Source organism: Streptomyces griseoruber (genome assembly GCF_001514205.1).
Classification (GTDB): domain Bacteria; phylum Actinomycetota; class Actinomycetes; order Streptomycetales; family Streptomycetaceae; genus Streptomyces; species Streptomyces griseoruber.
This window is the reverse complement of record NZ_KQ948763.1, coordinates 717,698-729,263: the sequence shown is the minus strand read 5'-3', so window position 1 is coordinate 729,263 and position 11,566 is coordinate 717,698. Positions and strand designations below refer to the sequence as shown.

The 11,566-nt window shown below is 72.3% G+C and carries 11 protein-coding genes and 1 pseudogene; 5 read left to right on the top strand and 7 right to left on the bottom strand.

Annotated elements, in window-relative coordinates; genetic code table 11:
• Window positions 1-105: 105 nt before the first annotated feature.
• Window positions 106-441, top strand: coding sequence for a hypothetical protein (locus AQJ64_RS03075; protein WP_157880946.1), 336 nt, complete (start codon window positions 106-108; stop codon window positions 439-441).
• 61 nt (window positions 442-502) lie between these two features.
• Here the strand turns inward: AQJ64_RS03075 and AQJ64_RS03070 are convergent, their stop codons facing one another.
• The 3 genes from AQJ64_RS03070 to AQJ64_RS03060 form a co-directional block, all read right to left on the bottom strand.
• On the bottom strand, window positions 503-2,374 hold the full coding sequence (locus AQJ64_RS03070) for a rhamnogalacturonan lyase (RefSeq protein WP_099053969.1): 1,872 nt from the start codon (window positions 2,372-2,374) through the stop codon (window positions 503-505).
• Between the two features lie 100 nt (window positions 2,375-2,474).
• The gene (locus AQJ64_RS03065) at window positions 2,475-3,248 is read right to left on the bottom strand and encodes a class I SAM-dependent methyltransferase (RefSeq protein WP_055634293.1); all 774 of its coding nucleotides are present in this window, start codon (window positions 3,246-3,248) and stop codon (window positions 2,475-2,477) included.
• Window positions 3,249-3,457: 209 nt separating this feature from the next.
• Complete coding sequence (locus AQJ64_RS03060) at window positions 3,458-3,763, bottom strand: 4a-hydroxytetrahydrobiopterin dehydratase (RefSeq protein ID WP_055634292.1); 306 nt, start codon at window positions 3,761-3,763, stop codon at window positions 3,458-3,460.
• A 215-nt stretch (window positions 3,764-3,978) separates the two neighbouring features.
• Here AQJ64_RS03060 and AQJ64_RS50490 point away from each other — a divergent pair.
• Window positions 3,979-4,104: pseudogene (locus tag AQJ64_RS50490) on the top strand (aminoglycoside phosphotransferase); the annotation flags it as partial.
• Window positions 4,105-4,178: 74 nt separating this feature from the next.
• On the opposite strand, the gene AQJ64_RS03055 reads toward AQJ64_RS50490, so the two are convergent.
• Window positions 4,179-5,273: an ADP-ribosylglycohydrolase family protein gene (locus AQJ64_RS03055; protein WP_240512632.1), complete on the bottom strand. Its 1,095-nt coding sequence runs from the start codon at window positions 5,271-5,273 to the stop codon at window positions 4,179-4,181.
• A 60-nt stretch (window positions 5,274-5,333) separates the two neighbouring features.
• On the opposite strand from AQJ64_RS03055, the gene AQJ64_RS03050 reads away from it, so the two are divergent.
• Window positions 5,334-6,167 carry a helix-turn-helix domain-containing protein gene (locus AQJ64_RS03050; RefSeq protein WP_055634291.1) on the top strand — a complete coding sequence of 278 codons (834 nt, stop codon included), beginning with the start codon at window positions 5,334-5,336 and terminating at the stop codon, window positions 6,165-6,167.
• On the opposite strand, the gene AQJ64_RS03045 is transcribed toward AQJ64_RS03050, so the two are convergent.
• Entirely contained in the window at window positions 6,153-6,581 is a 429-nt protein-coding gene (locus AQJ64_RS03045) for a hypothetical protein (RefSeq protein WP_055634290.1), read from the bottom strand. The two genes, AQJ64_RS03050 and AQJ64_RS03045, sit on opposite strands and share 15 nt — an antisense overlap.
• A 313-nt stretch (window positions 6,582-6,894) precedes the next feature.
• Here AQJ64_RS03045 and AQJ64_RS03040 point away from each other — a divergent pair, with 313 nt between their 5' ends.
• Entirely contained in the window at window positions 6,895-7,758 is an 864-nt protein-coding gene (locus AQJ64_RS03040; RefSeq protein ID WP_055634289.1) for a helix-turn-helix domain-containing protein, read from the top strand.
• A gap of 50 nt (window positions 7,759-7,808) precedes the next feature.
• Window positions 7,809-8,615, top strand: a complete 807-nt coding sequence (locus AQJ64_RS03035) for an SAM-dependent methyltransferase (RefSeq protein WP_059202383.1) — start codon at window positions 7,809-7,811, stop codon at window positions 8,613-8,615.
• A gap of 139 nt (window positions 8,616-8,754) precedes the next feature.
• Here AQJ64_RS03035 and dnaK read toward each other — a convergent pair whose 3' ends face one another.
• Both dnaK and AQJ64_RS03025 read right to left on the bottom strand, forming a co-directional pair.
• Window positions 8,755-10,650 carry a molecular chaperone DnaK gene (dnaK, locus tag AQJ64_RS03030; protein ID WP_059202382.1) on the bottom strand — a complete coding sequence of 632 codons (1,896 nt, stop codon included), beginning with the start codon at window positions 10,648-10,650 and terminating at the stop codon, window positions 8,755-8,757.
• A gap of 70 nt (window positions 10,651-10,720) precedes the next feature.
• A complete protein-coding gene (locus tag AQJ64_RS03025) occupies window positions 10,721-11,494 on the bottom strand; it encodes a glycerophosphodiester phosphodiesterase family protein (RefSeq protein WP_055639138.1) in 774 nt (257 codons plus the stop codon).
• Window positions 11,495-11,566 lie beyond the last annotated feature (72 nt).

Sequence of the window (11,566 nt, the reverse complement as noted above, 5' to 3'; positions counted from 1 at the left end):
GGCCAACCGGATGATCTGGTTCAGCACCACGGCCCGGGTTTCGCTCATACGATCGATCCCGCCTTCACCCAGGGGGCAGGAGAAGGGAATGGGGGAAACATGGGAGTGTCCAGACGTGCCCTGCTGGTCTCTTCGGGCTCGGCGGCGGCGGGCGCGGTCCTCGCGTCCGCCGGCGCGGCCCAGGCCGAGGAGGCCGCGGTCGCCGAGCAGACGGACGAGTCGACCCCGGCGTGGGGCTACAACGTCCCGTTTCATGGGGTCACCCAGCCGGGCCCGGAGGATGGTTACATCAGCGTGAACTTCACCATCGACATGATGCCCGGGCCGCCGGAGAAGGACGTCACCGCGCTGGATGTCGCCAACGCCATCAACGAGCTGCTCACCTCTCGCGGATGGTCCGCCATCCAGTTCTACGGGAACGTGCCCAAGGCGCTGAACTGATCCGCCGCACGAGCGTGCAGAGGCCCCGTCCGACCTCGGGCGGGGCCTCTGCACGCCCCGGTCAGGGGGTGTACACCGTCGGCCGGGGTGCCGTCGTCATGCCGTTGCCGATGAAGAAGCCCGGATGCGGGGGCTGGTTGTAGGCGGTGTTCTGCCAGGCCAGGCCGGTGCGGTACATCGTGTCGTGCAGGAGGGTGGTGATGCGCGTCGTGGTCTCGTACGGGGTCGAGTAGATCCGCAGGGCGGTGTTGTCGGTGGTGGGCCAGACGACCTCCTCGCGCCAGTCGCCGAGGAGGTCCCCGGACAGCGACGGGGTCGCCTTGGTGCTGTTGTTGGAGTGGACGCCGGAGCCGGTCAGCAGGCGGGTGTCGGAGGAGGTGCCGTACTTGTCGATGTGGGTGCCGTCGAGGAGTTCACGGGTCGTGTCACCGTCCCACCAGGACAGGAAGTTGACGGAGGACGGTTCGCGGCCCTTCGTCGCGCCCGCCTCGTCACGGACGGAGGAGTCGGAGGCCGACCACACCTCGGCGCCGTCGTTGCCCGCCCAGATGTCGCCGGCGACGCCGCGGCCGTTGTCGCAGCAGGCGGCCAGCTGCCAGGTGACCGTGCCGTTGGCCGGGTCGATGTACAGCTCGGCGGGCTGACTGCTCGACTCCGAGACCTTGAAGTACTCCAGGCCCGCGTGGGACGGGTCGAGGTCGCCGAGGTGCTGCGCGTCACCGTGGCCCGTCTTCGTCGTCCACAAGCCGTTGCCGTTGTCGTCGACCGCCATCGCGCCGTAGACGATCTCGTCCTTGCCGTCGCCGTCGACGTCCCCGACGGAGAGACTGTGCGAGCCCTGGCCGTCGTACCCCTTGCCGCTGTTGGTGGAGGAGTTGGTGTCGAACGTCCAGCGGCGGGTGAAGGCGCCGCCGCGCCAGTCCCAGGCGGCGATCACCGTACGGGTGTAGTAGCCGCGCGCCATGATCAGGGAGGGGCGGGAGCCGTCGAGGTACGCCGTCCCCGCGAGGAAGCGGTCGACGCGGTTGCCGTACGAGTCGCCCCAGGACGACACCGTGCCGCGGGCGGGGACGTAGTCGACGCTCTGCATCGCCTTGCCCGTCAGCCCGTTGAACATGGTCAGGTACTCGGGGCCGGACAGGACATAGCCGCTGGAGTTGCGGTGGTCGGCGGAGGAACTGCCGATCACCGTGCCGGTGCCGTCGACCGTGCCGTCGGCGGTCTTCATCGCGACCTCGGCCTTGCCGTCGCCGTCGTAGTCGTACACCTGGAACTGCGTGTAGTGGGCGCCGGAACGGATGTTGCGGCCCAGATCGACCCGCCACAGCCGGGTGCCGTCCAGTCGTATGCCGTCGACGATCGTGTTGCCGGTGTATCCGGACTGGGAGTTGTCCTTGGCGTTGGTCGGCTGCCACTTGAGGACGAAGTCCAGGGCGCCGTCGCCGTCGAGGTCACCCACGGAGGCGTCGTTGGCCTCGTAGGTGTAGGCGACACCGTCGGGGGTGGTGCCGCCGGCCGGCGGGGTGATCGGGACGTCCTTGTAGCCGGTGCGGAACTGGATGGCGTGCACCGAGTCGGCCTGTTCGACGCCGCCCACGATCGCACGGACCGTGTAGTCGGCCTGGGCGGGGGCGCCGGAGTGGAAGTAGTTGGTGGAGCCGGTGACCGCAGTCGCGTTGACCTTGGTGCCGGCCCGGTAGACGTTGAAGGAGACGCTGTCGGGGTCGGTGCCCAGCCAGCGCCAGCTGACCAGGTTGCCGCTGTCGGTGTGGACGCTGACCACGCCCCGGTCGAGGGCCTCGACCTGGCGGGCGGTGGCGGCCGAGGCGGTGCCGGTGCCGAGCGCGGTCAGGCCGGCGGCGACCAGGGCCGCGGCGGCTGTCGTCGCCGAGAGGAGGGCTCGGCGTCTGCGGTGCCTGCGCGGGTGCTGCACGGGACGAACCTCCAGAGAGGACGGACGGGTTCCGCACTCTCAGTCGCCGTGGGGTTCGGCCGCGTTGCCGCATGTTTCGGCCACTTCGGGGCCGCCGAATTCAGCTGTTCGACGCCGGATCCGGCAGCACCTGCGGTGGTTTCCGGAACGCGCGCAGGGTGAACTCCGGTTCCGGGCGCGGCCGTTCCTGGTCGGGCAGGGCCGCGAGGCGGGCGGCGAACTCCTCGGCCAGCGGGTCTCCGGGCGGCAGGGTGACGAACCAGCCGCGCCTGAGGTCGGCGATCGCCCGGCGCGGACTGCGCCCCTGCCCCCGGCCGGCGAAACGGGCCTGCCCGGCGGGGATCAGGCCGCAATCGGCGGCATACGACTCGACGAGCACGGCTGCGTCGGAGGCCGGGCGGCGCGGGCGGGACGAGAGGACGCCGTCGATGTCACTGCCCACGTTGTGCGAGGCACCCTTGTCGACGGTGGTGACATAGACCCCGCCCGGCCGCAGCACCCGGGCGCACTCGGCGACGATCCTCCGCACGTCCCCGGGATCCTCGACCAGATGCAGCAGCCACACGCTGCTCACCGCGTCGAACCGCCCGTCGCGAAAGGGCAGTCGGCGGCTGTCCGCACGTACGATCGCGCCGGGCAGCCGGGCACCGGCATGCCGGGCCATCTCGGGCGACAGATCGACGCCCGTCACCTGGGGGGCGCCGGGACCGGACGCGAGCCGGCGGGTGACGATGCCCGTGCCGCAGGCGACGTCCAGCAGACTGCGGGTTCCGGGCGGCAGCAGCCCGAGGACGGCGTCCGCGGCGGCGGCCGCGCGGGGTTCGCCGCCGCGTGAGGCGTCGTAGCGTTCGGCTTCCTTGTCGTAGTCCAGCACGCGCGCTCCCCGGTCCGCCCGTCGGCTGTATGCGATGTGCGATGTGCGATGTGCGATGTGCGATGTGCGATGTGCGCCACACTGTAGGCCGCGAGCCGCATACAGCTCGCCGGATGTCGTCTGTCGAATGCTGTAGACCGGATGCGGCATACAGGTGACCGACCCCCGCACACAACATTTCGCAGACTGTATGCCGTCGCCCGACGGCGTCAGTCCGCTCCGTGTCCGCCCGCCGCCGCCTCCACCCGCCGCGCCAGCTCGAAGTCCAGCGCGGTGACGGCCCCGCCGACGCTGTGGGTGTTCACGGCGAGGGAGACCGTGTTGTAGCCGAGGGTGAGGTCCGAGTGGTGGTCGAGCGCGTCCTGGATCTGCGCCACATGGACGACGAGGGCGGTCGCGGCGAAATGGGAGGCCAGGCGGTAGGAGCGGGTGAGGCGGTCGCCGTCCACGGCCCAGCCGGGCAGTTCGGACAGACGGTCCTCGATCTCCTTCTGGGAGAGCGGTTCCACAGCCACGGGGTGACTCCGTTCGTGGGTGTCGCGTACCCGTCCAGCCTGCCACAGCGGAGCGGCGGCGGCCCTGGTCAGGGGACTGGCGTTGCTCCGCCTGACGACCACCGAGACGGACGTCGCCGAGGACCCGATCCGGGGTCTGCTGCGCGAGCAGTACCCCGACCCGTCGGATCGGCCCCTGAGACTCGCGGCGCTCGGCTGGGACAACCAGCGCGCCCGCGGGCTGGGCGGTGTTGCGGGCCCTCGCCCTCCTCCCCATCGGAGACGCCGGTGTCCACGGCCGCCCCGGAGGCAAGCCCACCTGGGGGCCGTCCGCCCAGGCCTCCCTGCGACGCCTCCCTGCGCCGCCTCCCTGCGACGCCTCGGCGCGACGGTCGGGCCGTGATCACGGATCCCGGCCGGAGGGCGTGAAGCCGGCTCAGGCCCGGGCCGCCTCGTCGGCGAGGTCGTCGGCGAGCGCGGCGATACGGGCCCGGCCCTCCAGCCGGCGCAGCCAGGTGTGCGGGAGGCCGTGGTCGCCGTGGCGGGTGCCGACGAGGTTGCCGCAGAGGGAGCCGGTGGAGTCGCTGTCGCCCGAGTGGTTGACGGCGAGCAGCAGGGCGCGTTCGACGTCGGTGTGGGCCAGGGCGGCGTACACGCCGATGGCGAGGGCCTCCTCGGCGATCCAGCCGGCGCCGAGCCGTTCGGTCTTCTCGGCGGTGGGGTCGCCCTCCGCCGCCAGGTCCAGGGCCTGCCGCAGGGCGGTGCTCGTCTCCTGGTGGCCGGGGTGCCGGGCCAGCAGGCGCAGGGTGCGCAGGACCGCGCCCTCGAGGGACTCGCCGTCGACGAGGTGCCGGACGATCGCGGCGAGGGCGCCGGCCGCGTAGTAGCCGGTGGGGTGGCCGTGGGTCATCTGGGCGCAGACCGCGGCGAGTTGGAAGGCGGACTCCGCCGAGGCGCCGGTGAGGCCGAAGGGTGCCGCCCGCATGACGGCGCCGCAGCCCTTGGAGTCCGGGTTGACCGGTCCGGGCGGGCCGAGTTCGGCCCAGGGCTCGGGGACGAAGTCCTGCTGGAGTCCGCTCAGGCAGGCGTTGCCCGGGGCGCGGCGGGCGTACAGCCAGGGCTCGGTGACCAGTCCGCCGGCCGGGCCGGCGTAGCCGTGGGCGGTGGGGCCGCCGTCGGGTGCCGGGACGCGCTGGGTGTGCAGCCAGCGTTCGTAGGCCCAGCGCACCAGCCGGGGAGCGCCGCCGCCGATCCCCTTCCCGCGTTCGCGGCGCACGGCCTGTTCGACGCCCTCGGCGGTGAACAGGGTCATCTGGGTGTCGTCGCTGATCCGGCCGACCACGCCCGCCGCGTCCGGGACGAGCCCGGTGACGCCGTGTTCGCCGTGCGTGGCGCGGATCCGGGCGAGGGAGTCGAACTCCACCGGGTAGCCCAGCGCGTCGCCGAGCGCCCCGCCCAGCAGACAGCCGCGCACCCGCGCCCGGTACACCGCCTCGGCCTCGAACGCGTTGCTCCGCGCGATCCACGGCACGGTCGTCCACCACCTCTCGCCCACGCCCCTGCGCGGGCTCTGTCGACTACGGTCGTGCGTATGGCCATTGTCGCGACCAGTACGAACGCCGCGTCCGCCGCCCCCGCCGAGCCCGGGGTGGGCCCCCTGCTGCGGGCCTGGCGCGAGCGGCGGCGGGTCAGTCAGCTGGAGCTGGCGCTGCGGGCGGGTTCCTCGGCCCGGCACGTCAGTTTCGTGGAGACGGGCCGCTCCCGGCCCAGCGAGGAGATGGTGCTGCGGCTGGCGGAGCATCTGGAGGTGCCGGTGCGGGAGCGCAACGCGCTGCTGCTGGCGGCGGGTTACGCCCCGCGCTATCCGGAGACCCCGCTCGACGACCCGGCGCTGGACGCGCTGCGGGCCGGTCTGGAGCGGCTCATCCAGGGCTACGAGCCGTATCCGGCGCTGGTGGTGGACGCGAGGTACGACGTCGTGGCGGCCAACCGGGGCATCGCGATGCTGCTGGAGGGGCTGCCGGAGTCGCTGCTCGCGCCGCCGCTGAACGCGATGCGGCTCACCCTCCATCCGCGGGGGCTGGCGCCGCGCATCCGCAACCTGCCCGAGTGGCGGGGCCATCTCCTGGCTCAGATGGAGCGTCAGATCGCCCTGCACCGCTCGGCTCCGCTGCGGGCGCTGTACGAGGAGGTCGCCGCCTACCCGGTGCCGGAGGAGAGCGGGCGTCTCGCCGAACCTCCGGAGCCCGTACCGTACTTCGCGCTGCCGATGCAGATCGAGCACGCGGGGCGGACCCTGTCGTTCATCTCGTCGATCTCCACGTTCAACACACCCATGGACGTGACCGTCGCCGAGCTGGCCGTCGAGACGCTGCTCCCGGCCGATCCGGCGACGGTCAAGTTCCTTCATTCACTGATGAGTTGATGCCTTCAGGGCGAAGTGCTGGAGTACGGCGAAGCCGGCCACCGTCAGGGCCTGGAGCACCGTCCACACCGCGCCGGCCGCGGTCGGCGACAGCCAGAGGGCGAGGGCGACGCAACTGAGCACGGTCCAGGTGAGGTTGGCCTCCACCACCGCCCGCACCGGCAGCGCCGCCGGTCGGGCCCGGGAGGCCAGTACGCCGACGGCGACCGCGTACACCGTGAGGAACGAGCCGAGTGCGAGGAGCAGGGTGGCGTCGACGCCGAGGAGGCGGCCGAGCGGGCCGGACGCGGCGAGGTACGCGAGACCGTTCACGCCGGTCACGACGGCGTCCACGGCCAGGAAGCGGCGCAGCGCGGCGTACGGCTCGGCGGTGCGGGCGAGTGCGGTGAGCGGGGTGGGCTGGGCTGCGGACATGGCGAATCACCCTCCGTCGAGGTCGGGATCGGGTTCGAGATCGTGAGCGTGAGCGGGTACGGGATCGTGAGCGGGTACGGGTACGGGTGCGTGATCGGGCCGGGTTCCGGGCCGGAGTGCGCCGGCCCGGAACCCGGTGACTCCATGATCCCGCCCGGAACGGGACGAGTCGATTACCCCGGAGGTCATGGCCCGCTGACTTCACGTGCCCCTGGCGTCACACGTGGCAAGGACCTCATCGCCGTACCCGTGTGACTGCGGCCGGAACATGACACACTGACCCGCGTGCCTCGACACGTAGGGGAGACGTGGCGTGAGTGAACGGCGGCCCGCGCCCACGGTGGGCCAGGTGGTGCTCGGCAGACGGCTTCAGGAGCTGCGCGAGGCGGCCGGTCTCGGCCGCGAGGAGGCGGCCCGCGCGCTGCGGGTGGCTCCGGCGACCGTACGGCGCATGGAGATGGCCGAGGTCGCGCTGAAGATCCCGTACGTGCAGGTGCTGCTGGAGGCGTACGGCGTATCCGACGGCGAGGCCGAGGCGTTCGTCCGGCTCGCCGAGGACGCGAACCTCCCCGGCTGGTGGCAGCGCTTCCACGACGTACTGCCGGAGTGGTTCAGTCTGTACGTCAGTCTGGAGGGCGCGGCCCGGCTGATCCGCAGCTACGAACCGCACTTCGTGCCGGGGCTGTTGCAGACGGAGCGGTACGCCCGTGCCGTGCTGGAGGCCGGCACGGTCGGACGGACCACGCCGGACGCGATCGAACGGCATGTGTCGCTGCGCATGGCCCGGCAGCGGCTGCTGGACGGTGCGAACCCGCCGCATCTGTGGGCGGTGCTGGACGAGACGGTGCTGCGCCGCCCGGTGTGCGAGGACCCCTCCGTCCTGCGGGAACAGCTGGACAGGCTGCTGGAGTTGACCGAGCGGGACCGGATCACCGTGCAGATCGCCGAGTTCGCCGACGGCCCGCATCCGGGGACGGCCGCGCCCTTCTCGCTGTTCCGTTTCGCCGAGCCCGAGCTGCCCGACATGGTCGTCACCGAGTATCTGACGGGCGCCCTGTATCTCGACTCGCGCAAGGAGGTCTCCGCGCATCTGGAGGTCCTCGACCATCTGACGACGCACGCCGCGTCCGCCCAGGAGACCCGCGGGCTCCTGGAGGACCTCCGCGAGACCCTCTGAGCACGACCTGACCGCCCTGTCCGCCCCACGCGCGAGGAGCAAGAGCCCGTATGACCGGATCCGAGGACCGGAAGGCACCCGTCCGCATCGACACCGGCAGGCCGCATCCGGCGCGTGTCTACGACTGGTGGCTGGGCGGCAAGGACAACTACCCGGTGGACGAGGAGCTGGCCCGGAAGATCCTCGCCGTGGACGGCACGGTGCTGCGCGGGGCGCGCGCCAACCGGCGTTTCATGCAGCGCGCCGTGCGCGCCGCCGCCGAGGCGGGGATCCGGCAGTTCCTGGACATCGGCACGGGTATCCCCACCGAGCCGAACCTGCACCAGATCGCCCAGGGCGTGGCGCCGGAGGCGCGGGTGGTGTACGCGGACAACGACCCGATCGTGCTGCGGCACGCCGAGGCGCTGCTGCACGGCAGCGCCGAGGGCTCCACCGAGTACGTGCACGCCGACGTCCGTGACCTCGCGGCGCTGCTGGAGCGGGCCGCGCGGTCCCTCGACCTCGACCGGCCGGTGGCACTGTCCCTGGTGGCGCTGACGCACTACCTCGACGACGGCGCCTACGACCTCGTACGGGAGTACGTCGCGAGGCTGGCTCCGGGCAGCTGGCTGATCCTCTCGCAGGTGACCCCGGACCTCAGCCCCGAGGCCATCGAGAACGCGGCGAACCACTTCCGGCGCAGCGGTACCCCGTTCTTCCCGCGCTCCCTCCCCGAGTTCGCGCGGTTCTTCGAGGGGCTGGAACTGCTCGGCCCCGGTCTGATCCCGGTCTCGGGCTGGCGGCCGGAACCGGAGGACGTGGCGGCGCAGGCGGAGGGCATCGTGCCGGTGTACGCGGGGGTCGCCCGCAAGGCGTGACCCGGGGGGCGCCGTACGCGGGTATCGGCGACGGCGCCCCGTCCGGCCGCCCCCCTCCGGCCGCCCCGTCCGGCCGCCCCCCCCTCCGGCCGCCCCCCCCTCCGGCCGCCCTGTCCGGCCGCCCCCTCCGGCCTCCTCGTCAGGCTCCCTTGGCCTGGTCGCTGTCGTCGTCGACGATCTCCGCGTCGACGACCGTCTCGTCGTCGTCCGTCGCCCGGCCGGCACCTCGGCCGGCACCGCGCCCGGCGTCGTCGTCGGCCGTGGGGGTGGCGGTCGGCGTCTGCTGGGCCCGGGCGTACATCGCCTGGCCCATCTTCTGGCTGACGCCGGCCAGTTGGTCGAGGCCGGTCCGCAGGGCGGCGGTGTCGGCCTGCTGCTCCAGCAGGCCCTTCAGCTCGGTGATCGCCGAGGACACCTCCTCCCTGGTCTCGGCGGGCACCCGCTCCTCGTTCTCGCGGAGGAACTTCTCGGTCTGGTAGACGAGTTGCTCGGCCTGGTTGCGGGTCTCGGCGGCCTCGCGGCGGGCGCGGTCCTCGTCGGCGTACTGCTCGGCCTCGCGCATCATCCGGTCGATGTCGTCCTTGGGGAGCGCCGAGCCGCCGGTGACGGTCATCTTCTGTTCGCGGCCGGTGGCGAGGTCCTTGGCGAAGACGTGCATGATCCCGTTGGCGTCGATGTCGAAGGCGACCTCGATCTGCGGGACCCCGCGCGGGGCCGGCGGCAGACCGGTCAGGTCGAAGACGCCGAGCTTCTTGTTGTAGGCGGCGATCTCGCGTTCGCCCTGGTAGACCTGGATGCCGACGGAGGGCTGGTTGTCGGTGGCGGTGGTGAAGATCTCCGAACGGCGGGTGGGGATCGTGGTGTTGCGTTCGATGAGCTTGGTCATGATGCCGCCCTTGGTCTCGATGCCGAGGGACAGCGGGGTGACGTCGAGGAGGAGGACGTCCTTGACGTCGCCGCGGATCACGCCCGCCTGGAGGGCGGCGCCGACGGCGACGACCTCGTCGGGGTTGACGCCCTTGTGCGGGTCCTTGCCGGTCAGCTCCCGTACCAGATCGGTGACCGCGGGCATCCGGGTGGAGCCGCCGACGAGGATGACGTGGTCGATCGCGGACAGCTTGACCTTGGCGTCCTTGACGGCCTGGTGGAAGGGGGTGCGGCAGCGGTCGAGCAAGTCGGCGGTGAGCTCCTGGAACTGAGCGCGGGTCAGTTTCTCGTCGAGGTGCAGGGGGCCTTCGGCGGAGGCCGTGAGGTAGGGGAGGTTGATCGTGGTCTCGGAGGACGAGGACAGTTCGATCTTCGCCTTCTCGGCTCCCTCGCGCAGGCGTTGCAGCGCCATCCTGTCGTTGCCGAGGTCGATGCCGTACTGGCCCTTGAACTTCTTCACGAGGTGCTCGACGACCCGCTGGTCCCAGTCGTCGCCGCCGAGCAGGGTGTCGCCGTTGGTGGCCTTGACCTCGATCACGCCGTCGCCGATCTCCAGGAGCGAGACGTCGAAGGTGCCGCCGCCGAGGTCGAAGACGAGGACCGTCTGTTCCTGGCTGCGGTCGAGGCCGTAGGCGAGGGCGGCGGCGGTCGGCTCGTTGATGATCCGCAGCACCTTCAGGCCGGCGATCTCCCCCGCTTCCTTGGTGGCCTGCCGCTGGGAGTCGTCGAAGTAGGCGGGCACGGTGATCACCGCGTCGGTGACGTCCTCGCCGAGGTAGGCCTCGGCGTCCCGCTTCAGTTTCTGCAGGACGCGGGCGGAGAGTTCCTGGGCGCGGTAGCGGGTGCCGTCCACATCGCCCTGTTCGGGGAAGCGCCACTGCGCGTCGCCCATGTGCCGCTTGACCGAGCGGGCGGTGCGGTCGACGTTGGTGACGGCCTGCCGTTTGGCGACCTCGCCGACGAGTACCTCGCCGTTCTTGGCGAAGGCCACGACGGACGGGGTGGTCCGTGCGCCCTCCGCGTTGGCGATGACCGTGGGGTCGCCGCCCTCCAGGACGGCCACCACCGAGTTCGTGGTGCCGAGATCGATGCCGACCGGACGTCCCATCGCCGTCACCTTCCGCCAGGGAGCCACGCGTGCCACCGGACTTCCAGCACAAATCGTGCGCGGGTTTCTGTCAATGGGGCGTCGGGGCCGCACCCTCGGGCGGGTGCCCCTCAGCGAGGGTCCGTCGCGTCTCGTCGCGCAGTGCCACCGCCCGCCGGGGCCGGTCGGTGACCAGGACGTCCACCCGGGTGTCGGCGAGGAAACGGCGCAGTCCGGGGTCGTCGTTGACCGTCCACACCAGGGTGAACAGGCCGTGCCGGGCCGCCCGGCGCAGCACGGTGGCGCGGGCGAGGAGATGGTGCACGGCCACGCCGTGCGCGCCGCAGGCCCGCAGTCGGCGCAGCGGGAACAGTTCGCCGGCCCGGGTCGCGGCCAGCCGGGCCAAGCCGACCTCGCGGCGGTCGCGGCCCAGCGACAGGGCGGTGCGCACCCCGGGAAAGGCCCGGGTGATCGCGGCGACGGAACGGTCCTCCAGGGTGGTGGCGACGAAGCCGTCCCGGCCGAGCAGGGCCACCGCCCGGTCGACGACCTCGTGCTCGTAGCCGGTCTCCTTCAGGTCCAGGTGCCCGGCGAGCCGCCCGGCGACCAGGGCCATCACCTCCTCCACGGCGGGCACGTCGTAGCCGGCGCGCCCGCACAGCTCGGTGTACGTGATCCGGCCGACCGGCGGTCCGGTGGGGCCTCCGGCCCGGGCGTCGTGGTGCACGACGAGGACGCCGTCGGCGGTACGGCGGATGTCGAACTCGGCGTACTCCGCTCCCGAGCCGACCGCGTCCTCGTACGCCCGCAACGTCGCGGCACGCCCCCGCTCGGAACCACCGCGGTGAGCGGAGACGGCGGGGATCCCTCGCGGGCCCCCGGGCGGCGACGGGGGGAGGGAGAACCGTGGGGTCTGGGAGGGCTGGGGGGTGCCCGG